Source organism: Mycetocola sp. Y719 (assembly GCF_056713205.1).
In genome coordinates, this window is record NZ_JBWYGY010000001.1 from 1123397 (window position 1) to 1144103 (window position 20707).

General features: G+C 66.5%; 18 protein-coding genes and 1 tRNA gene. 6 read left to right on the top strand and 13 right to left on the bottom strand.

What is annotated here, in order from left to right; all coding sequences use genetic code 11:
• Positions 1–309 (bottom strand): hypothetical protein, encoded by a 309-nt coding sequence (locus AC1M0F_RS05285; protein ID WP_480237140.1) that lies wholly within the window; start codon positions 307–309, stop codon positions 1–3.
• Complete coding sequence (mca, locus tag AC1M0F_RS05290) at positions 306–1172, bottom strand: mycothiol conjugate amidase Mca (RefSeq protein ID WP_480237141.1); 867 nt, start codon at positions 1170–1172, stop codon at positions 306–308. Before mca ends, AC1M0F_RS05285 begins: the two co-directional genes overlap by 4 nt.
• A gap of 87 nt (positions 1173–1259) precedes the next feature.
• Between mca and AC1M0F_RS05295 the strand changes: the two genes are divergently transcribed.
• The gene (locus AC1M0F_RS05295; protein ID WP_480237142.1) at positions 1260–1676 is read left to right on the top strand and encodes a DUF4307 domain-containing protein; all 417 of its coding nucleotides are present in this window, start codon (positions 1260–1262) and stop codon (positions 1674–1676) included.
• A gap of 83 nt (positions 1677–1759) precedes the next feature.
• Positions 1760–2251, top strand: coding sequence for a transcription elongation factor GreA (greA, locus tag AC1M0F_RS05300; RefSeq protein WP_480237143.1), 492 nt, complete (start codon positions 1760–1762; stop codon positions 2249–2251).
• Positions 2252–2318: 67 nt separating this feature from the next.
• On the opposite strand, the gene ilvA is transcribed toward greA, so the two are convergent.
• The gene (gene ilvA / locus AC1M0F_RS05305; protein WP_480237144.1) at positions 2319–3560 is read right to left on the bottom strand and encodes a threonine ammonia-lyase; all 1242 of its coding nucleotides are present in this window, start codon (positions 3558–3560) and stop codon (positions 2319–2321) included.
• The gene (locus tag AC1M0F_RS05310) at positions 3553–4791 is read right to left on the bottom strand and encodes an AI-2E family transporter (protein ID WP_480237365.1); all 1239 of its coding nucleotides are present in this window, start codon (positions 4789–4791) and stop codon (positions 3553–3555) included. The genes ilvA and AC1M0F_RS05310 overlap by 8 nt, the downstream gene beginning before the upstream one ends.
• Positions 4792–4878: 87 nt before the next feature.
• Between AC1M0F_RS05310 and AC1M0F_RS05315 the strand changes: the two genes are divergently transcribed.
• Both AC1M0F_RS05315 and AC1M0F_RS05320 read left to right on the top strand, forming a co-directional pair.
• Positions 4879–6129 (top strand): winged helix-turn-helix domain-containing protein, encoded by a 1251-nt coding sequence (locus tag AC1M0F_RS05315; RefSeq protein WP_480237145.1) that lies wholly within the window; start codon positions 4879–4881, stop codon positions 6127–6129.
• 81 nt (positions 6130–6210) lie between these two features.
• Positions 6211–7767: a zinc ribbon domain-containing protein gene (locus AC1M0F_RS05320; protein ID WP_480237146.1), complete on the top strand. Its 1557-nt coding sequence runs from the start codon at positions 6211–6213 to the stop codon at positions 7765–7767.
• Between the two features lie 204 nt (positions 7768–7971).
• Here AC1M0F_RS05320 and AC1M0F_RS05325 read toward each other — a convergent pair whose 3' ends face one another.
• The 4 genes from AC1M0F_RS05325 to AC1M0F_RS05340 all read right to left on the bottom strand — a co-directional run bounded on the left by AC1M0F_RS05325 (position 7972) and on the right by AC1M0F_RS05340 (position 12188).
• Complete coding sequence (locus tag AC1M0F_RS05325) at positions 7972–8856, bottom strand: M48 family metalloprotease (RefSeq protein WP_480237147.1); 885 nt, start codon at positions 8854–8856, stop codon at positions 7972–7974.
• Between the two features lie 80 nt (positions 8857–8936).
• On the bottom strand, positions 8937–9503 hold the full coding sequence (locus AC1M0F_RS05330; RefSeq protein WP_480237148.1) for a LemA family protein: 567 nt from the start codon (positions 9501–9503) through the stop codon (positions 8937–8939).
• Positions 9504–9627: 124 nt separating this feature from the next.
• Positions 9628–10941 (bottom strand): D-arabinono-1,4-lactone oxidase, encoded by a 1314-nt coding sequence (locus tag AC1M0F_RS05335; RefSeq protein WP_480237149.1) that lies wholly within the window; start codon positions 10939–10941, stop codon positions 9628–9630.
• On the bottom strand, positions 10938–12188 hold the full coding sequence (locus AC1M0F_RS05340) for an alanine racemase (RefSeq protein ID WP_480237150.1): 1251 nt from the start codon (positions 12186–12188) through the stop codon (positions 10938–10940). The genes AC1M0F_RS05335 and AC1M0F_RS05340 overlap by 4 nt, the downstream gene beginning before the upstream one ends.
• Before the next feature lie 215 nt (positions 12189–12403).
• Between AC1M0F_RS05340 and AC1M0F_RS05345 the strand changes: the two genes are divergently transcribed.
• Together AC1M0F_RS05345 and AC1M0F_RS05350 are read left to right on the top strand one after the other, a co-directional pair.
• The gene (locus tag AC1M0F_RS05345; RefSeq protein ID WP_480237151.1) at positions 12404–14419 is read left to right on the top strand and encodes a hypothetical protein; all 2016 of its coding nucleotides are present in this window, start codon (positions 12404–12406) and stop codon (positions 14417–14419) included.
• Between the two features lie 60 nt (positions 14420–14479).
• Positions 14480–16144 (top strand): bifunctional 3'-5' exonuclease/DNA polymerase, encoded by a 1665-nt coding sequence (locus tag AC1M0F_RS05350; protein ID WP_480237152.1) that lies wholly within the window; start codon positions 14480–14482, stop codon positions 16142–16144.
• Positions 16145–16151: 7 nt separating this feature from the next.
• Here AC1M0F_RS05350 and AC1M0F_RS05355 read toward each other — a convergent pair whose 3' ends face one another.
• From AC1M0F_RS05355 to AC1M0F_RS05375, 5 genes are all read right to left on the bottom strand, one after another.
• Positions 16152–16979, bottom strand: a complete 828-nt coding sequence (locus tag AC1M0F_RS05355) for a class I SAM-dependent methyltransferase (RefSeq protein WP_480237153.1) — start codon at positions 16977–16979, stop codon at positions 16152–16154.
• A gap of 297 nt (positions 16980–17276) precedes the next feature.
• The gene (locus AC1M0F_RS05360; protein ID WP_480237154.1) at positions 17277–18413 is read right to left on the bottom strand and encodes a pentapeptide repeat-containing protein; all 1137 of its coding nucleotides are present in this window, start codon (positions 18411–18413) and stop codon (positions 17277–17279) included.
• Positions 18414–19132: 719 nt separating this feature from the next.
• A tRNA-Leu gene (locus AC1M0F_RS05365) sits at positions 19133–19208 on the bottom strand.
• Positions 19209–19261: 53 nt separating this feature from the next.
• Positions 19262–20212, bottom strand: a complete 951-nt coding sequence (locus tag AC1M0F_RS05370; RefSeq protein ID WP_480237155.1) for an NAD(P)-dependent alcohol dehydrogenase — start codon at positions 20210–20212, stop codon at positions 19262–19264.
• Positions 20209–20619 carry a VOC family protein gene (locus AC1M0F_RS05375; protein ID WP_480237156.1) on the bottom strand — a complete coding sequence of 137 codons (411 nt, stop codon included), beginning with the start codon at positions 20617–20619 and terminating at the stop codon, positions 20209–20211. The genes AC1M0F_RS05370 and AC1M0F_RS05375 overlap by 4 nt, the downstream gene beginning before the upstream one ends.
• Positions 20620–20707: the final 88 nt, after the last annotated feature.

The window sequence follows — 20707 nt, forward strand, 5'->3', positions numbered from 1 at the left end:
CTACGGTCGCTCGTCGCCTGGCCGTGGCGCGTCGCCGGCCGGGCCGTCATCCGTGGCGGCAGTGCCGTCACGTTCGTCCAGCTCGGCCTGGAGACGCTCGCTGATCTCCGCCTTGTAGTTGACCCGCCTGATACGTCGCAGCATGTCGAAGATGAGCAGGAAGACGGCTGCCGCGATGGCCGCCACGATGAAGAAACCGGCCGGCCCCGGGGTGACATCGTTGGCGTCGATGTTCAGCGACGGCGTCGGAGTCGGGGTCGCCGCCAGCCGCCATATGGCATCCGTCACGGTGTTCCAGCTGGCGGTCATTCAGTGTCCTCAATCCCGGCGAACAGGTCGCTCTCGTTTGCGACGGGCGGCACAAGGGAACGCACCCGTTCGAAGTCTTCGTACGGCCACGCCGCACGTTGCAGGTCGTTCGACCAGAAGAAGAAGCTGGAGTCTGCAGCGACCTGGCTGGCGTGCGACCTGAGCGCGGCATCCCGCACCTCGAAGAACTCGCCGACCGGCACGTGCGTCGTCGCACGGGCAGGACGATCCTTCATCCAGGACACCATCTCGCTGAGCTGCTCGATGAGCGGCGAATCCGGCTCCTGCCGCAGGAGTTCGTCGAAGTTCGCCTGGACCCGTTCCGCATTGAAGATGTGGTCGTAGTACAGCTTGGAGACCTGCCAGGCCGGTCCGGCTTCCGGATAGGCCGATGCATCGGATGCCGCATCGAACGCAGCGACGGACACCTCGTGGCAACGGATGTGGTCGGGGTGCGGGTACCCACCGTTCTCGTCGTAGGTGATCATCACCTGCGGCTTGAACTCGCGGACGATTCGCACGAGCGGCTCAGCGGACACGCTGAGCGGGATGGCAGCGAACGAATTCGGCGGCAGGCTTCCGTCCTCCTGCCGCATTCCCGAGTCGACGTACCCGAGCCAGCGGTGACTGACGTCCATGATCCGCGCCGCTTCGGCCATCTCCCTGCGTCGGAGTCCTGCAAGGTCCCGCTCCCCCATCGCCCGCTCGGCGAGATCGTCATTGAGGATGTCGCCCCGCTCGCCGCCGGTGCAGCTGACGACGAGGACTTCGACGCCCCGCGAACGGTAGTAAGCGGAGGTCGCTGCGCCCTTGCTCGACTCGTCGTCGGGATGCGCGTGGACCGAGAGCAAGCGGAGTGTCACGATGGCCTGGTCTTCCGGTGAGAGTGTGGAGGCGTCGAAGCGATTAGCCTTGTCTCTACAGACTAACGTTTGCACGGATGAGGGTTGATGGTTTCGAACACTGAGCGGGACGCCTCCGTCATCGATGACCGCTACGGACGCACCCCGCGCCGGCGGACCCGCGAACGCCGCATCGCCTGGACTCTCGGTGGCGCGTTCGCCCTCGTCTTCGTGGCCTGGGTGGTGTGGGCAGGGCTCGACGCAGCCGGTCCGGGAATCGACGTGAGGGATACCGCGCACGTGGTCGTCGATGAACGGACAGTCAACGTGACATTCGAGCTGTCCGTCGGTGAGGGAACGACGACCCATTGCGCCGTCCAGGCGCTCAATGACACGTTCGCCGTCGTCGGCTGGAAGGTCATCGAAGTCCCCGCTTCAGAGCAGCGAACCCGGACATTCACCGAGTCGGTCACCACCATCGAAAAAGCTTCGACGGGTTTGATTTATCGCTGCTGGCTGGCATAAGCTCATCTGATACCCGGAAGCCGGGTCCAGTTGATACGCCCTGACGCAACCGTCAGGGCGTCCGTTTATGTAAGGAGTTCGCCATGGCTGCAGAGACTCAGGTCACCTTCCTCACGCAGGATGCTTATGACCGACTCGCCGGCGAGCTTGAGACGCTGTCCACCGTCGGGCGCGAAGAGATCGCCAAGAAGATCGAATCCGCTCGCGAAGAGGGCGATCTCAAGGAGAACGGCGGCTACCACGCAGCCAAGGACGAACAGGGCAAGCAGGAAGCGCGCATCCGCACCCTCACACAGCTTCTTCGCGACGCGACGGTCGGTGAAGCCCCCGAGAGCCACGGCGTCGTCGAGTCCGGCACCGTCATCACCGCCACCGTCGCCGGGGGCAAGGAAGTCTTCCTCCTCGGCAACCGTGAGATCGCCGCCAACTCCGACCTCGATGTCTACAGCGAGCAGAGCCCCCTCGGCTCCGCCATCCTCGGGCTCAAGGTCGGCGAGAGCACGACGTATACCGCTCCGAACGGCAAAGAGATCACAGTGAAGATCACGAAGGTCGACACCTACGCGGGACAGTAGCCCCGACGACACACGAACGGGCCGGCGAGATTCTTCTCACCGGCCCGTTTCTCGTATCCCGCCTCGGTCAGTCCTCGACGATCTGAGGTGAGTAACCGGCATCCTGCAACGTCCGGACGACGAGGTCTCGGTGTTCAGGTCCTCTGGTCTCCACGCTGAGCTCGAGCTCCACTTCGCCGATCTTCAGTCCGTGCCCGTGCCTGGTGTGCAGCACCTCGATCACGTTGGCGTTGGCCTGTGCGACGAGTTCCGCGGTCCGTGCCAGCTGCCCAGGACGGTCGGGCAGCGGAATGCGCAGGGTGAGGTACCGGTCGGATGCCGCGAGACCGTGGCTGATCACCCTCTGCATGAGCAGCGGGTCGATGTTTCCGCCAGAGAGGATGACGACGGTCGGTCCGGTCGGGGCAACGCTGCCGGCGAGGATGGCTGCGACGCCGACGGCTCCGGCCGGCTCGACAACGAGCTTCGCCCGTTCGAGCAGCACGAGAAGAGCTTTGGCGATGTCGTCCTCGCTCACCGTGATGACCTCGTCGACGACGTCGCGGATGATGTCGAAGTTCAGCAGGCCGGGCTTGCCGACGGCGATCCCGTCGGCGATGGTGGCCTGCACGATCACCTCTTGCGGGGTTCCTGCGGCCAGCGATGGCGGGTAGGCGGCCGCGTTGGCCGCCTGGACGCCGACGACGCGGACCGTGCGGCCGGCCGCCGCAGCGCGCTGCTTGAGCGCTGAGGCGACGCCGGCGATGAGCCCTCCTCCACCGATCGGGATGATGACGGTTTCGACCTCGGGGACGGAGTCCCAGATCTCGAGACCGAGGGTGCCCTGCCCGACGATCACGTCGGGGTGGTCGAACGGCGGAATGAAGATCGCCCCGGTCTCCTCGGCGTACGCGGCCGCGGCGAGCAGGGGCTCTGCGACTGTGTGTCCCTTGAGGATCACCTGGGCGCCGTACTGCTTCGTGGCCTGCAGCTTCGGCAGCGGAACACCGATCGGCATGAAGATCGTCGACGCGATGCCGAGTTCCCTCGCCGCGAATGCCACGCCCTGGGCATGATTTCCGGCCGAAGCCGCCACGACGCCGTGCGCCCGCTCCTCGTCTGTCAGCTGCGCCATCCTGTTGTAGGCACCGCGGATCTTGTACGACCCCGTCCGCTGGAGGTTCTCGCATTTAAGGAAGACCGGTGCGCCCAGAAGCTCGGCGAGGTACCGCGAGCTCTCCATCGGTGTCTCCTCCGCGACCCGGGCGACGACCGTGCGTGCCTTCTCGAACTGGTCGAGCGTGGGTCCTGCGAGGGGGGTGTCAGTCATTCGGGATTCCTTGCTGTGGTGACGCTGCTGCCTGCGGGTGCGCTGCGGGCTTCTTGCGGACGTGCCGCTCGGTCGGGACGGTCTGCCAGATCACATCGCCGAGGATGAGGGGGGTGCCTGGTGCCCGGGTTCTCCACGCGCCGGACGAGATGTACTTCGCCATCACGTTGATCACTGCGGCCACCGGAACGGCGAACAGCGCGCCTGGGATCCCGGCGAGCAGCGTGCCTCCTGCGACGACGAGGACGACAGCAAGCGGGTGGACCTTCACCGCCGCACCCATCAGGAGCGGCTGGAGCACGTGGCCTTCGAGCTGCTGCACCAGGAGCACCACGCCGACCATGAGCAGGGCGATGACCCAGCCGTTGTAGACGAGGGCGATGAAGACGGCAACCGTACCGGTGACGACAGCACCGACGATCGGAACGAACGAACCCAGGAAGACGAGCACGGCGATCGGGATCGCGAGGGGCACCCCGAGGAGGAACGCGCCGAGACCGATGCCCACGGCGTCGATGGATGCAACGAGGATCTGCGTCCGCGCGTAGTTGGTGAGCGTGGACCACCCGGCCTTACCCGCGCCGTCGATCGCCGGTTGGGCCTTCTTCGGCATCAGCCGGACGATCCATCCCCAGATGCCCTTGCCGTCGATGAGGACGAAGATCAGGCAGAACAGCGCGAGGAAGACACCGGTGGCGACGTGCCCGATGGTGGAGCCCAACGACAGTGCACCGCTCAACAGCGCCTGGCCGTCGTTCTGGACCGCGCTGAGGGCATCCGCGATGAAATCGTTGATCTGCGAGTCGGTGAGATGCAGCGGCGACTGCAGGAGGAACGTCTTCAGGTCCTCGAACGACGCGACCGTCCGCTCGCGGACGACGTCGAAGTCACGCGTGATCTGCCAGATCGCCAGCCAGAGCAGTCCGCCGACGATAGCGAGGGTACCGAGGATGGCCGTGGCGATCGCCAGTCCCCTCGGCCAGCGATGGCGGGTCAGGAAACCGACCAGCGGCGTGAGGAGCGCGGAGACCAGCACACCGATGAGCAACGGGATGATGATGAGTCGCAACTGGACGATGAGGACCACCAGGACGGCGAGCGCACCGGCGATGACGAGCAATCGCCACGACCAGGCGCCGGCGATCCGCATGCCGCGGGGGACGTCGTGCTCGATCCCGCTCGATGGCACGGGGTCGTGGGCTACGGCTTCGGTTTCTGAGGGCCGAAACACGCGGGCCCACCAGCTTTTCTCAGTCGATTTGGCCACCGGATCAGTCTATGCCGCCACTGTCGGCGGCACGCGCTAACGTCGGGAGCTATGACCGACACTGTTTCCCCGGCGCTGGCCAGACGGATCGCCCTCTCCGCGCAGGGTTTCGGGCGGCCCCTCCCCGCCGACGCCGGCACTCGTCAGCTGAACGCCCTCGTCGACCGGCTCGGAGTGCTGCAGATCGACTCGGTGAACGTGTTCGAACGCAGCCACTACCTTCCTGTGTTCGCCCGGCTCGGTGCCTACGACAAAGCAGCGCTCGACGCCCTCACCTTCGCACCGAAGGGCCGGTACATCGAGTACTGGGGTCATGAGGCGACGATCATGCCGCGCGACAGCTGGCCGTTGTTCCGGTGGCGGATGCAGGGCTACCGCGATCGCAGCTCCGCCGACCCCGCGAGCTGGTCGAACGCGAACACCGAATTCCTGCGCTGGCTCCACTCGGAACTCGCCGAGAAAGGGCCGTTGCCCGCGAGCCAGATCGAGCACGACGCGAACAAGCGGGTCGGTCCATGGTGGGGCTGGTCGGACGTGAAGATCGGCCTGGAGACCCTGTTCCGCTGGGGCGAGATCGTCTCAGCGGGCCGTGTCGGGTTCGAACGCCGCTACGCGCTCCCCGAGCAGGTTCTGCCTGGCGAGGTGCTCGACCGGACCATCCCGAAGGCTGATGCGATCCGGGAACTCGTCAGGCGGTCGGCCGTCGCGCACGGCATCGGAACCCTCGACGACCTGGCGGACTACTACCGCCTTCCCTCCGCAGACGCCAGGCTGGCCGTCGCCGACCTCGAGGACGCGGGCGAGCTCCTGCCCGTGACCGTACCGGGCTGGCTCCGGGGAAACCGGCCGAGGGAGGCCTGGCTCCACCGGGACGCACGTCGGCCTCGCCGCATCGAGGCATCCGCTCTCCTGTCACCCTTCGACCCGGTCGTCTGGGCGCGCAACAGGGCACACCGGCTGTTCGACTTCCACTACCGGATCGAGATCTACACGCCGAAACACAAGCGAGTCCACGGCTACTACGTGCTTCCCGTACTGCTCGATGACCGCCTCGTCGCACGCCTCGATCTCAAGAACGACCGCGCCGCAGGCACGCTCCGCGTGCAGTCCGCCTGGCTCGAACCCGGTGCCCCGTCGGATACCCCAGAACGGGTCGCGCAGCTCGTCCGCCGGGCAGCCGCCTGGCAGCGAAACGATTCCGTCACCGTGGCCGACCGTGGCACGCTGGCGCGGGCGCTGGCCGGGGCGCTCGGCGTGTCTCTCGGCGTCCCGGTCGATGACGATGGGGAGAAGTCCCCATAGATCAGGGCATTTTGCGCTCAGTGAGTCCCCTTCTTCGATGCTAGGTTTGCAGCGATCACGTACGACGAGGGGAACGCACACATGGCCGAGGACGACAAGACGCCGGCAACACCCGGGGGCAATGGGAATGGCCAGGACGGTGAGCCGATAAACGCGCCACAGCCCGGCACTCCCGGTACCGGTCAGGAGCCGTACAGCCAGGGTCCGAGCGACCCCCAGGCTCCATACGCTCCGGGGCAGGACAACCAGCACAACCCTTACAACCAGGGTCAGGCAGCACCCCAGAACCCGGCCTCGCCGCAGAACCCGTACGGGCAGGCCCCGGCCGGTCCGCAGAACCCGTACACGCAAGGCCAGCCCGCATACGGCCAGGACCCGAGCGCTCCCCAGGCTCCGTACGGTGAGAACCCCTACGGTCAGACCCCCGCGCAGAACCCGTACACGCAGGGACAACCACCCGTCGACGGTTACAGCCAGGGGGCACAGGCTGCAGCTGCGTACACGCAAGGCGCATACAGCCAGGGCGCTCAGCAGGCAGGTAACCAGGGTGGCTACCCGCAGGCCGGCTATGCTCCCGGCGCGTACCCTCAAGGTCCTGCCGGCGCACCGACCCCGGCGGGCTACCCGCAGCCGGCGGGCGGACAGCGGCCCCCGATGGACCCGAAAAAGAAGAGGAAGATCATTCTCTTCTCGTCGCTCGCCGCCGCACTGGTCCTCCTGCTCATCATCGGTTCGGTCGTCATCAACGTCATCAACTCGACCCAGTACGGCCCCGAAGCTACTGTGCGCAGCTACCTGACGGCGATCAGCCAGGGTAAGGCGTCGCAGGCCAACAAGCTCGTCGACCCCGGAGTGACGAAGGACGCCGCGTCGCTCCTCTCCGATGACGTGCTCGGCGAAGCCAAGGCGCTCATGAAGAACGCCAAGGTCACCAAGGTGTCCTCGCGCGGCGACTCCGCGTACGCCGAGGTCAGCTACAGCGTCGACGGCACCGCCTTCGACGACGTCCTGGAACTCAGCAAGGACGGCAAGCAGGGCGTGTTCTTCGACAAGTGGAAGATCGACAAGCCGCTCCTGTCATCGGTGTACGTGTACACCGACCAGGGCACGGTCGTCTCGGTCAACGGCAAGGACGTCGACTTCGGCAAGGAATACGAACTCGCCGCGTACCCGGGCACCTACGAAATCGGCGCACCTGAGGGCGACTTCTTCGAGGCCGAATCGCAGACGTTCGTCGCTGGTACCGGTTCGAAGGCCAACTACGAAGCGGTCGAACTCGAGTTCACCCCGAGTGAAGGTCTGACCACGGCGGTCCAGGAAGCACTCGACGCCCACCTGGACGAGTGCGCAACGTCGAAGACGGACGACCCTGAGGGTTGCGGGATGTACACCGGCGCTGTCTATGACTTCGCCGATGAGCCGACGATGAAGTACACCGTCGAGAAGTACCCGGTTGCCGTCGTCGACGAGTCCGGCCGGTACTTCTCCACCGAGGGCGGAAAGGTCACGGCAGTCGCGACCGGCACGCTCTACGGCGGTGGCACAGGCACCGAGAGCTACACGACAGGTACGGACTGGAACCTCGACGGTTCCATCGTCATCGACGGTGAAGAAGTCACCCTCGAGGACATCTACTAAACGCGCGGTACAACGAAGCGGAGCGGGCCGACAGGCTCGCTCCGCTTCTGCGTTTCAGCGGTAGATGACCGCCGGCCCGTACGCCACCTCCTCCCAGCGTCCACCCGTTCCGGACCCTGTCACCCGGCGCACCGGGTGAGTTCGACCGACGTGAGTCCGTGAGCAGCTGTGCCGCGTATGAGTCGCGAGTATCGCTGTCGACGGCTAGAAACCTCCGCCGATGGTCCGCAGCCGGGCGACCCGCTCGTCGATCGGCGGGTGTGTGCTGAACAGGCGCGCGACAGCTCCCGGCTTCAGCGGGTCGGAGATCCACAGGTGCGCCATCGACGTGTTCTGCCGCCGCATCGGCCGACCGTAGGCCGCAAGCTTCTCGAGGGCGCTCGCGAGGGCGTCCGGGTGGCGGGTCGTCAGGGCACCGGTGGCATCCGCGAGATACTCACGCTGCCGCGAGACGGCCATCTGCACGAGGCTGGCCAGCAACGGTGCGATGATCATCGCGGCGATCCCGAAAATCAAGACGATCGGGTTCCCCCCACCATTGCTGTTGCGGTTTCCGCCACCGAACCAGACCATGCGCATGAGCATGTCGGCGAGGAAACCGATGGCGACGACGAGCCCGAAGACCATCATCGAGACGCGGATGTCGTAGTTCTGCACGTGGCCCATCTCATGCGCCATGACTCCTTCGAGCTCGGAGTCCGTCAGGATGTCAAGCAGTCCGGTCGTCGCGGCGACCGAGGCGTGCTGGGGGTCTCGGCCGGTGGCGAATGCGTTGGGCGCCGGGTCGTCGATCAGATAGACCTTCGGCATGGGCATACCCGTCGTGATCGCGAGGTTCTCGACGATGCGGTAGAGCCGCGGGTTGTCCGACTTCTGGATCTCGTGCCCGCCGCTGACAGCGAGGGTTTGGCTCGACGCGAAGAAGTACTGGATGACGGCGTAGATCGTCGCTCCGACGAGCGTGAAGATCGTGATGGTCAGGCTGTTGTAGATCGCGCCGGCCAGGGCGCCCAGTCCCCCGATGATGAGCAGGAACACGAGAATGATGACAACGGTGTTCACCTTGTTCTTGCGGATGGCCCGGTACATTCAGTGTCCTTTCGGGGAAACAGAACAGGCTCGGGTGCACGCTGTTCGCGCGCACCCGAGCCCGGAAATCGCTCTGGCGCTTAGAACTGCACGCGCGGCGGCTCTGCGATGGCCGCGTTGTCGGTGACCTCGAAGAACTCGCGCTCGCTGAAACCGAGGTTCTTGGCGATGAGGTGGTTCGGGAAGACCTTGATCTTCGTGTTGAGTTCGCGGACGCCGCCGTTGTAGAACCGGCGTGAGGCCTGGATCTTGTCTTCGGTGTCGACGAGCTCACCCTGCAGCTGCAGGTAGTTCTGGCTGGCCTGGAGCTGTGGGTACGCTTCGGCGACCGCGAAGATCGACTTGAGTGCCTGCTGCATGTGGTTCTCGGCCGCTGACGCGTCTGCCGGGCCCTGCGCGCTGAGGGTTTCGGCTCGCGCCCGCGTGACGTTCTCGAAGACTGCCCGCTCGTGTGCCGCGTAACCCTTCACCGACTCGATCAGGTTGGGGATGAGGTCGGCCCGTCGCTTCAGCTGCACCGTGATGTCGCTCCATGCCTCGTCGACACGGACATTGAGGGACACCAGCGAGTTGTAGGTGACCCAGAAGTAGATGCCGATGATGGCCGCCAGTGCGACGACGATGAGTACCGGAATGAGCCATTCCATGGCGAGAACTCCCTTATGTGCTGTGTGCAGTGCGTACGGGTGACGCCTGTGAACTCCATCATTCTACGTGCCTGACCAGCCCGGGAGCGCGGTAATCAACCCACCTCAAGGCAAACCCTCGGGGTCAGGAACCGAGAACCCGGTCCAGGTACGCGTTGGAAAAGAGGCGGCGGGGGTCGAGCCTGTCTCGGAGGGCGATGAAGTCGCCAAAGTGCGGATACAGCGCCGACAGCGACGCGGCATCCTGCGTGTGCATCTTGCCCCAGTGCGGCCGGCCGCCGTACTCCTGGAAGATCGATTCGACCGCCGCGAAGTACGAGTCCGGGTCTTCGCGGTGATACCGGTGCACGGCGATGTAGCCGGTGGCGCGACCGGATGCCGTCGACATCCAGAGGTCGTCCGATGCGGCGAAACGCACCTCGATCGGGAAGCTGACGCGCCATTTCCTGCGCGCGATGAGCGTCGTGATCTCGCGGACGACGGCCGGAACGTGTTCAGCGGCGACCGCGTACTCCATCTCGCGGAAACGGACCGTCCTCCGTGTCGTGAAGACCCGATGGGAGGAGTCCGTGAACCGCCGGTTGCCCGTGAGCTTCTCGGCCAGCCGGTTCACGGTCGGCGTCACGGACGGCACGACCGTCCCAGCGAAGCAGCTGGCTCGGTAGATGCCGTTGGCCATGACCGTGTCGTCGACCCAGCGTGAGAGCGGAGGGAGGGGTTTGCGGGGTGCGGATGCCGGCAGTCTCGTGTTCGTCTTCGTCAGGGCGGTCTCGGTGTGGGGGAACCAGTAGAACTCGAAGTGATCTGCCGTCGCCGCCCGCTCGGCGATGGTGTCGACCACGTCGGCGAGGGGCTCGGGCCGTTCGACCGCGTCGAGGAGGAACGTCGGCACACACGCGATCGTCACCTCGGCCAGGATGCCGAGCGCGCCGAGGCCCAGCGCGACGGCAGGGAGGAGATCGGCGTTGTCCTCCTTGTCGATCCGCAGCACCTCACCGTCCGCCGTGACGAGCGTGGCGCCGACGACCTGGCTGGCGAGTCCGCCGAACCGCGACCCGGTGCCGTGAGTGCCCGTGGAGATCGCTCCACTTATGCTCTGCCGGTCGATGTCGCCGAGGTTGGCCATGGCAAGGCCGAACGGTGCGATCAGACGCGGGATCTGGTGCAGCCGGGTGCCCGCGTAGAACGAGACATGACCGTCCGGGGTCGGCCGCCCGACCAGGCCGGTGAGGTCATCCAGCGCGAGCTGGACTCCTGTGGCGACCGCAATGCCTGTGAACGAGTGTCCTGCTCCGACGGCCTTGATCGGGATTCCTGACCCGGCGGCGGCCCGGACGGCGCGCTGCACCGCCGCCGTGGTGCGTGGTCGTTCGACCCGGAGTGGCCTCGACTGCTCGGTTCGCGCCCAGTTGTGCCACACTGCCCCGGTCGCCGTCACAGAAACGCCTTTCCCTCGCCGCGATAGGTCGGAAGCCGGTCGATCACCTGGTCGCCGTCGACGACCACGAAGTCGTTCACCCGCTCGCTCAGCTCGCCCGATTTCGAATGCCGGAGCCAGACCCGGTCGCCGGTGCTCAGGCCGGATGCGGCCGCGCCGCGGATCGGCGTCTGCACCTCCCCCGCCATCTCGCGCGGGATCAGCTCGAGGCCTTCCGGCCACGCCAGTCGTGGAAGCCGGTCCTCGCCTGGCGGGCCTGATGCCACCCAGCCGCCGCCGAGGATGACGGCCATCGACGGGGAGGGTTTGCGCACCACCGAGAGCGCGAACGATGCCGCGGGCGCCGGGTGGAACGTGCGGTAGTTGTCGAACAGGTGGCCGCCGAGGATGCCGCTTCCTGCGGCGATCTCGGTGACCGAGTCGTCCTGGGAGGTGCTCTCGACCGAGCCGGTGCCCCCTCCGTTCACGAATTCCAGGTCGGAGACCGCGCGCACGGCCGCAACGGCCTCGCCACGGCGCTCGGTGAGCTCGCGGATCGAGTTTCGCTTCATCCAGCGCATGGTTTTGGACCAGGCACCCCTCGACGCGGTCTTGTCGCCCAGGCCGGCGATCTGTGCCTCGTACGCCATCATCCCGACCAGCGTGAACCCGGGCCGCGCCTCGATCGCTCGCGCGAGAGCCGCCGCCTCTTCCGCCGTGCGGACCGGCGAGCGCCAGACACCCACGTGGCCGAGTGGAGCAGCGGTCTGCCACGACACGTCCAGTTCGAGGCAGACGCGGATGTTCTCCCGTGCGTTCGGCGGCACGCACGCGTCGACGAAATCGAGATGCTCGACCGAATCGACCATCAGCGTCACGCGCGAGGCCGCAACGGGGTCCGCTGCGAGCCTGCAGATTGCCGCGGTGTCCGCCGTCGGGTAGCCCACCACGATGTCGTCCACGGTCTCAGCGAGCCAGAGTGCCTCAGGCAGTGTGAACGCAAGGATTCCGGCGTAGCCGTCGGTGTCCAGAAGGGCGTCGACGAGCCCCCGCACCCTGATCGACTTGCTCGCCACCCTGATCGGCTTGCCTGCTGCACGCCGGACGAGGTCGTGGGTGTTGTGCTGGAGGGCCCCGAGGTGCAGCACGGCGAGCGGGCTTTCAAGACCTGCCGTCGCGGCATCGAGCCCCGTCCAGAACCGATTCGGGTCCTGCCAGGGCGCCGGAGTTGGGGCCGCCTTGCCCATGGCGGAGAGCGTGATGGCCATCGGCCCTCCCTTCCGGTCTCCACGCTAGCGGTTCCCGGCCCCAGGACGCCCTGTCTCTGAGACTGAGAATGACCCCCAAACAGGCGTGGCGGTTTGACATCAGGCAGGGCCGGCTCGTAAATGGAAGCACGGTGGGGATACTCAGAGTTGCTCGACGTGTTGGGGGCCGGTCGGCGCAGCTGACCTGGCGACGCTCGCGAGCCTCCGGGTCGATCATGGCAGCATCCGTCGCTCTCATTCTGCTCCTGGCCGCTCCGACCGCCGCCCATGCCGACCCCGACGACCTTCCGCTGGCCCCTGAAACCGCACCCACGATCACCTCGCCGGACACCGGAGAGTTCCTCGGCTCTGCGAGCACGGTGATCACCGGCACCAAGGCCGCGGGATCGGAAGTCCAGATCCTCGCCGGCTCGTCGCGCACGAATGTCTGCACGGTCGAGAGCGATGACACCGACTTCTCCTGTGAAGTCTCTCGTCTGCCCAGCGGCCCGTCGATCAGTCTTTCCGCCGTACAACTGGGCGAAGGGGGCCCCAACCTCGAGTCGGTTCCCGTCGTAGTCGACGTCCTCGCTGAGCCCACGATCGCAGGGTCGACGCTCCAGCTGACCAGCGGCCTGGTCCAGGGCGGCGGCTACCCCAACGCGACGATCACCCTCTCCGTCGGCGGCGGATCATCGTGGAGCTTCCCTGCCGGTCCGGATGGCACGTGGGCCTACGTCCTGCCCCGCTCCATCGGAAGCGGTGCACACACGCTCACGGCGACACAGGCGACCTCGTTCAGCCACAGCCGGCAATCGAGCCCCGCCCCCGAGAGACGAATCCTCCTCGACGTCGACGCACCAGCCGTTCCGCGGCTGACATCCCCCGCCCCCGGCAGCACCGTGCGCACGAGCGGTGTGGTGTTCGCCGGCACCGGAGAGAATCAGGCGACCGTCGAAGTCTTCGCGGTCACGGCATCGGGCTCAGACGTCGCCCTGTGCTCGGCCGTCGTCTCCCGCGGGTCGTGGACCTGCACAGGTGCTGCTCTGCCCGCCGGCACGGCCAGGGTGACGGCGTTCCAGAAGGATGCCGCAGGCAACGTCGGCGGAGGGAGCGCCCCGCTCGAGCTTCGGATCGTGGCGCCATCGACGACGTCGCCGTCCCCGAGCCCGACACAGGAAGACAGCGAAGGGCCCGATCCGGCTCCCGTGGTTCCCGCCGTCCCGCCGACGACACCCAGCCCGGCTCCGCCCGGATCCGGACCGACGACCACCCCCGAGTCGAACGGCTGGGTGAACGCGACGCCGTTCACGTCCGGGGTGCCGTCGGCGCTCGGCGCCGTCGACCTGTCCTGGCTCCGCGCGCTTTCCCTGGCCGCCGTGGCCATCCTCCTCCTGCTCGTGCCGGCCCGGATGCTGGCGACCACCGTCGGCGCACGCCGCGCGGGCCACCGCCCGCCGAGCCTCACCGGCAGGAACCGGGTACCGACGCACGACGATCCCGATCCCCTCGTCTCGACACCCGGCGCCGTCCTCACCGCCGGCGGTGCGGTCGTGGCCGCAGGCGGCATCGTCCTGTTCGCCAATCCCGTCCACGGGCAGCCGGAATACCTCCGCGTCTTCCTCGCTTCGGTGATCGCGATCGCTCTGCTGAACCTGGCCTCGACATACCTGCCGAAGCTCCTTGTGCCCCGCTGGGCGGCGAGCACAGCGCGGATCGCGCTGTCGCCGCGGTTCCTCGTCACGGTCGCCGCCGTCGCCCTCTTCTCACGCCTGCTCGACCTGCAGCCCGCTCTGCTGTTCGGCGTCGTCTTCACCGTCTCCGCCGTAACAGGACTCCGCACCGCCCGTGGCGTCCTCGCCCTGATCCGCATCGGTGTGGTGTTCACATTCGGCCTCGTGGCTTGGCTCGCCTCCACGGTGCTCGGCGCGCCCTCCGGCTTCGCCGACATCCTCCTCACCGAAGTAGCGAACATCGCCGCAACCGCCGGCATCGGCTCCGCGGCGATCCTCCTCGTACCGCTGGGGAGACTGGATGGCCGGGCACTGCTGATCTGGTCACGACCAGCCTGGTTCGCCTCTGCGTTCGTCGTGCTGACCGTCCTCTTCGCGCTCCTCGCTCCCGTCGTCGACGTGTGGCAGAACAGCGGCGGCATCCTGATCGGGCTGTTCGCTCTCGTCGTGTTCGGCGCCATCGGGATCTCCGTCTGGCTCTGGCGCCGCCTCGTCCAGCCCGACCTGACCTCGGACTGAATCCACCGCCCACGGGCTGACGACGTCGTCCATGTCGGTCGCCTGCAGGAGAATGGGAGCGTGTTCATCGTGCTGTCAGGATCCCCCCGCGGTGCGGTGACCCTGACAGAACTCGACGACGATGGTGCCGTCACGGGGTCGTTCCTGCTCGGCGCCGACGTGTCTGGAGACATCGCGCGACGTGAGCGCGACCGCCCGCGCTGGGTATGGAGCGACACGACCCTCTGGTATCCGGTGCTCCTGGCCGCCGGGATCACGATCGAACGCACGCACGATCTGCGCCTCTGCCACCGCATTCTCAAGCTGTCAGAGGCTACGAGGGGATCGCAGCTGGCCGACGCACCGCAGAACGCCTGGGATCAGGCCGCCGTCCCGTCGAGCGATCACGCGAACACGCTTTTCGATGACGGGCCATCCCCGGACGAAGCCGACCCGGTGGAGGAGTTCCTGCTGCAACGGCGCACCCTGGACGAGGTCGCGAGGGCCGAGCCGGAGCGAGCGTCGCGCCTGCGGCTGCTTCTGGCCGCTGAGTCGTGTGGCGCGCTGATCGCGGAAGAGATGCGACAGCGCGGGATGCCATGGCGGGCGGACGTTCACGCGGCCACCCTGTCCGAGGTCCTCGGTCCGCGGCCGCAGTTCGGCGGACGCCCGGCGAAGCTGGAGATCCTGGCTGAGCAGATCCGCGTAGCGCTCGACGCCCCGAGCCTCAACCCCGATTCGCAGCCCGAGTTGCTCCGCGCGCTGAAGCGGGCCGGCCTGGCCGTCACCGGAACGAGCAAATGGGACCTCCGCGAGCTGGAGCATCCGGCGATCGCACCGCTCCTCGAGTACAAGAAGCGCGCCAGACTGCTGTCTGCCAACGGCTGGGTGTGGATGGATGCCTGGATCCGCGACGGCCGGTTCCATCCCGAGTACGTCGTCGGGGGCGTGGTCACCGGGAGGTGGGCGACGCGGGGCGGCGGCGCGCTGCAACTGCCTGCCCAGGTGCGTGGCGCGGTGATGGCCGATGACGGCTGGACCCTCGTCGTCGCGGATGCCGCACAGCTCGAGCCGCGCATCATCGCGGCGATGTCCCGAGACGAGGCCATGGCGAATGCCGGCCGCGGACGCGACCTCTACCAGGGGCTCGTCGACGCCGGCGTCGTCGACACTCGGGCGCACGCCAAGGTGGCGATGCTCGGCGCACTGTACGGCGCGACCACCGGCGAAAGCGCGCAGCTCATGCCCAGGCTCACCCGGGCGTTCCCGCGGGCGATCGGCCTCGTCGAGGCAGCAGCGAGGTCCGGGGAGCGTGGCGAGCAGGTGAGCACCTGGCTCGGTCGCAGTTCCCCGCTGCCCGGCGAGAACTGGCACGAGGTCCAGCGCGCGGGGACCGACCCTGAGGCAACCGCACACGACGAACGTCGCGCTCGTCAGGTGGGCCGCGATTGGGGCCGCTTCACACGAAACTTCGTCGCCCAGGGCACCGCGGCGGAATGGGCCATGTGCTGGATGGCCGGCCTTCGGCAACGACTGCGGGCGCTGGGCGACGAGCGGGGTGAACCGCACCTGGTGTTGTTCCTCCACGACGAAGTGATGGTCCACTCCCCCGAGCACCTGGCGGATGCCGTCGGCGACGCGATCCGCGAAGCAGCCGCGGAGGCCGGTCGCCTCCTGTTCGGCACGTTTCCGGTGGACTTCGCGCTGACCGTTGCAGCGGTGTCGAGCTACGACCAGGCGAAGTAGGGCGCCGTCACGCCAGCCTCGCCACCATCTCGACGGGAGCGAGCACCCCGGCCTTCATGCCGGCGAGGAGGTTGCCCATCCGGTTCCTGCCGTCCGGACCGAGCACGAGGTGCATCCCGAGTGGTGACGGCTGACCGCCCGGTGACGGCTGCGGGCCCCGTTCGATGAACTCGATCCCGGCGTCACGGCGATCGGTGGTGCTCTCGACGGTGAAGCCTGCCGCCTGGAGCGCCTTCGCGTAGTCGTCCGGCGAGCCGACGAACGAGATGTCTGCCGTCGGTGCCCACGGCTGGGGATAGGTCATCTCCCCGGAACTCGTGATCATGATGTCGTACAGGGCGAAGACTCCCCCCGGCTTGAGAACCCTGGACACTTCGGTGAACAGGGCCGGCTTGTCTGCGATGTTCATCCCGACGTGGATCATCGTGGCCACGTCGAATTCGTCGTCGGTGAACGGCAGTCGGAGTCCGCTTCCCTCGATGAAGGCGACGTTCTCGGAGAGGCCGGTCCTGCCGGTGAGGGACGTGGCGGTTCGGACGAACTCCGGCGTGACGTCCACGCCGACGACCGTCGCCCCGAAGTGGTGCGCGAAGAGCCGCGCAGGTCCGCCGATGCCTGAGCCGACGTCGAGCACGGTCGACCCTGCAGCGATCCCGGCCGCGCGGGCCAGGTCGCGGGTCGCCTGGACACCGCCGACGTGGAACTCATCGACGGCGAGGAGGTCGTCGGGCTCGAGCCGATTCAGGTCATGCCCTGTTCGCACCAGTGCGTCGAGGATCGAGTCCTCGAGCTCAGGGTTACCGTAGTGGCGGGCGACGGCGGTGTCGGTGTCCATGGCATGTCCTCTTCATCGAGTTGTCCGCGAAGTATACGCGCGGAGGCACATGCCGGGACAGGGGTAAGGCGAGGAGACCGACTGCCGTCAGCCTGCGACCTTCGGGTTCGACACACAGGCAAGAGGAACGAGGGTGATCGCTCCGGCCCGAGGGACCGCGAGGAAGAAGCTGCCGTGACGGACTGCTACCACCGACGTTGATTCCTAGCCAACTCAGATCGACAAACCCAAGGGCACCTTCGGTCGAATAGGCGAGGCGCGCTTCGCATACCCTGGACGCACTGTTGTCATCCATGTTCAGTCGTGCATTGGGGGATGCTCCTGGAGGAAGCGAGAGTCTTCAATAGGCGTAAACCCCTCCGGCCAGATCGTTTTCTCATCCCAGCCGCCTATGGCGGTGAGTTGATCCGCGTCCACAGGTGAGATGCTCGACAGGTCGGTCCAGAGCATGTTGGAGCCGCTGAAGTCTGCGCCTTCAACCCATGTATGTTGAAGCCGCGACCGCGATAATTCTGCACCGGTGAAGTTGGCATCTGTGAAGTCGCCCCCATCGATCTGCGCGTCGTAGACGAGCGCATCCGTCAGGTTTGCTTCGCGAAAAGACGCGTTTGTTATGACCGCTCCACGCAGCCACGCCCCTGTCAGGTTTGCTGAGCTCATGTCACTTCGCCAGAGCGATGCTCGACTAAAGTCCCAGCCAGACAGTTGAGCCCTCGCAAATGAAGCCTCAGATAGGTTCACGTTAGAGAGATTCAACGGTCTAAGCAGCTTCGTTTTAGCGACTCGGCCTAACGATTCCGCCACGGTCTTGCATACGGACGCGATTTGGGATGGGTCAACCTCTTGAGTTTGAGATTCGTCCATCGCATCGAATTCCGACTCGGAGGGAACTTGTGAGTATTCGCGGAGGTAAGCGGCGAAGACTTCGGCGATTGTTTGACGATCCGACTCGCTCGGCGCATCTTGCGCGAGACGTTCTAATGCATAGATGCCGCCCAGTTGAATTGCGACCGGCTCAGCCCCGAGTTGGGAGACGGCCTCTGTGTATCGGTGAGTCCAGTGACGGTCTCCCTCGAGCCTGGAGAGATACTCCTCCCTCCTATGGCGAAGCCACGTGAAGGTGAGCCCGACCACAGCGAGCGCGCCACCGAGCACGAGCAGCACACCTTGACGCGCGGTACTCTCGGCATTTGCCCAAGTCGCCCCGGAAATCCCGTGGGGCTTTCGTTCCCACGGCCAGGTCCAAGTCCAGCTCAGAAGAAAAACAGGAACCGAAGTAACCGCAAGGGCCACCCCTGCAAGAGCAACAAGGACGATGACAGCTGCAGCCGCAATGCGAACCGACCGGATAACGAGGCCCTGGGTCTGCCCAGACCGCGACCCCATTCGCTGCTTGCTTTGTTGTGGGGCCGTGTCGCGAGGCTTGATCGCCATGCAGGAGTCCCTCGTCTCTGTTTTGTGGAAATTGCGATCCTGTACTTGTACCCTGCCAGCGGTCGAGCCTCAACCGACCAGCCATGGATCCCCCAAAAGGGGTGTGGTCTGGATCACGGGAAGAGCGCCGGCTCTTGCCGGAGCTTGTCGTTCGCCGATTGGATTGTGTGTCGGATGAAAATCCGTCGAGCACACAGCTCGGACACAGTCCCCCAGAGAGGGGACTGATCGTTACCCGGAGCATCGGCATAGGCTGACGGCCTGGGCAAGGGGCATTGCTCAGGAGAAAGCGATAGTCCCCTCGCAATACTCCGAATGCATTGCGAGGGGACATTTGCCCGATCGGGGGCACTCCCGGGCCCCTCAACCGTATTGGTTCGCCCAGGCACTCCGGTATCCCTCGGACGGGGCCGTGGCATCGATGATCGCCGTCAACGGTTGCAATTCGGTGAATATCTGGTGCACCCCTGCCGCCGGAGCATCCCGGATCCTATTCTCGAAGACATGAGCGGGCGTCCTCGGCGTGTGTGTCAGTTCTGCAGGGAACTGAGTCTGATCCTGGAGCTCTCCGAGGGTGCGATCAACGACACCGCTCCTGCCTGGCGCTGCCACAACAAGTACTGCGAGCACCACAACGAGGTGCAGTGCCTGAAACCGTCGGCGAGGCAGCGAGGCGACGCTCGAGATCATCACGCGGCCCGCGGCTGACGTGAGGGCAGTGGTACCCCCGGTGGGACTCGAACCCACACTGGAGCGATTTTAAGTCGCCTGTCTCTGCCATTGGACTACGGGGGCGTGCGGTTCCAGCTTATGGGGCGCGTCACAGCGATTTAGACGGAATACCACGTTCAGGGAACGACGACGACCTTGCCGAGTGCACGGCCCTCCCCCACCCGGCCGAGCGCCTGCGGCACCTCGTCGAGGGTGAACGTACGGTCGATGTGGATGCCGACTTCGCCGGCGACACATCGTTCCGCGACCGGCTCGAAATATGCAGGCCCCTCCCGAGCGACGAGGATCCCCATTCGGCGACCGGTGACGAGCCCGATCGCCGCCCCCACCGTCACGATTCTCAGGAGCGCCCGGACGCTGCCGCCCACGCAGTAGTACCGCCCGCCCGGCGCCAGCGCCCGGCGGTACGCGAAGACGGATCGATGGGCGACGAGATCGAGCACCAGGTCGAACGGCTCCATACGGGTGAAGTCCTGCGTGCGGTAGTCGACCACGGCGTCAGCGCCGAGCTCGCGCATGAAGTCGAGCTTGCCTGCGTTGTCGACACCTGTCACGTGCGCACCGGCGAGCCCGGCCAGCTGGATCGCGAAGGACCCGGCGCCGCCACCCGCCCCGTTGATCAGCACCCGCGCGCCCGGACGAGCGAGCGACATCCCCTGACTCGCAATCGCTCCGGCCTGTGGAATGGTGGAGGCCTCGGCGAACGTGAGTTCCACCGGTTTGGTTGCGAGAGCATCCGCCGACGCCACAGCGAATTCGGCGAACCCGCCAAGAAGAGCCAGATTGTCGCCGTACACCTCGGCCCCGACCCGGAACCGGGTGACTCCGGGTCCGACGGCAGTGACCCGCCCGGCGATGTCGGAGCCGAGCACTCGACGCCTCGGCGCTCGCAGGCCGCCGATCCTGGCGTACCCCGGAGATCCGGTCAGCCCTTCCCAATCCGAGAGGTTGACGGAGGTCGCGGCGATCTCGACGAGCACCTGGCCAGCCCCGGGCACCGGCACGGGGACGTCCTCGACCCTCAGTACGTGCGGCAGGCCGTACCGGTCGTGAACGACGGCTTTCATGCGTCAGCCGGTTCGGCACCGACCACGCGACCGTCACCGTCGGTGACGTAACGGCCGATGGAGAGATCGAGCACGACGATGGTGTTTCCGAACGGATCGTTGACGACCGCGAGGCGTCCGACGGGAATGTCCGTCGGGGCGACGACGACCGATCCCCCGGCGCTGACGATGTCCACCACGGCATCGTCAGCGGACTCCACGAGCCAGTTCACGGCCGCGTCGAGCGTCGTGGTCAGCACCAGTTCGGTGTCACTCGCCGGCAGACGCAAACCCGCCTGCCCGATGTCGTCGTTGCGCCACGCCAGCTCGTGGCCCAGCCGATCCCGGTAGAAGCGGAGCCCCTCCTCGATATCCGGCACGGGGATCATGACGGCATCCACGGAGCGAAGAATCGCTGTTCTGTTCATCGATCGCCTCCCAACAGTCGGCTGAGGCGATTCTAGACAGGCATCCCCGCCAACGGGAAAGGCCCGGTCCGTTCCCGGACCGGGCCTT

Excerpts from the sequence above, each read along its gene's own strand:
- AC1M0F_RS05285 (WP_480237140.1), bottom strand. The coding sequence starts at position 309 with ATGACCGCCAGCTGGAACACCGTGACGGATGCCATATGGCGGCTGGCG.
- AC1M0F_RS05295 (WP_480237142.1), top strand. The coding sequence starts at position 1,260 with ATGGTTTCGAACACTGAGCGGGACGCCTCCGTCATCGATGACCGCTAC.
- greA (WP_480237143.1), top strand. The coding sequence starts at position 1,760 with ATGGCTGCAGAGACTCAGGTCACCTTCCTCACGCAGGATGCTTATGAC.
- ilvA (WP_480237144.1), bottom strand. The coding sequence starts at position 3,560 with ATGACTGACACCCCCCTCGCAGGACCCACGCTCGACCAGTTCGAGAAG.
- AC1M0F_RS05315 (WP_480237145.1), top strand. The coding sequence starts at position 4,879 with ATGACCGACACTGTTTCCCCGGCGCTGGCCAGACGGATCGCCCTCTCC.
- AC1M0F_RS05320 (WP_480237146.1), top strand. The coding sequence starts at position 6,211 with ATGGCCGAGGACGACAAGACGCCGGCAACACCCGGGGGCAATGGGAAT.
- AC1M0F_RS05325 (WP_480237147.1), bottom strand. The coding sequence starts at position 8,856 with ATGTACCGGGCCATCCGCAAGAACAAGGTGAACACCGTTGTCATCATT.
- AC1M0F_RS05330 (WP_480237148.1), bottom strand. The coding sequence starts at position 9,503 with ATGGAATGGCTCATTCCGGTACTCATCGTCGTCGCACTGGCGGCCATC.
- AC1M0F_RS05340 (WP_480237150.1), bottom strand. The coding sequence starts at position 12,188 with ATGGCCATCACGCTCTCCGCCATGGGCAAGGCGGCCCCAACTCCGGCG.
- AC1M0F_RS05345 (WP_480237151.1), top strand. The coding sequence starts at position 12,404 with ATGGCAGCATCCGTCGCTCTCATTCTGCTCCTGGCCGCTCCGACCGCC.
- AC1M0F_RS05355 (WP_480237153.1), bottom strand. The coding sequence starts at position 16,979 with ATGGACACCGACACCGCCGTCGCCCGCCACTACGGTAACCCTGAGCTC.
- AC1M0F_RS05360 (WP_480237154.1), bottom strand. The coding sequence starts at position 18,413 with ATGGCGATCAAGCCTCGCGACACGGCCCCACAACAAAGCAAGCAGCGA.
- AC1M0F_RS05370 (WP_480237155.1), bottom strand. The coding sequence starts at position 20,212 with ATGAAAGCCGTCGTTCACGACCGGTACGGCCTGCCGCACGTACTGAGG.
- AC1M0F_RS05375 (WP_480237156.1), bottom strand. The coding sequence starts at position 20,619 with ATGAACAGAACAGCGATTCTTCGCTCCGTGGATGCCGTCATGATCCCC.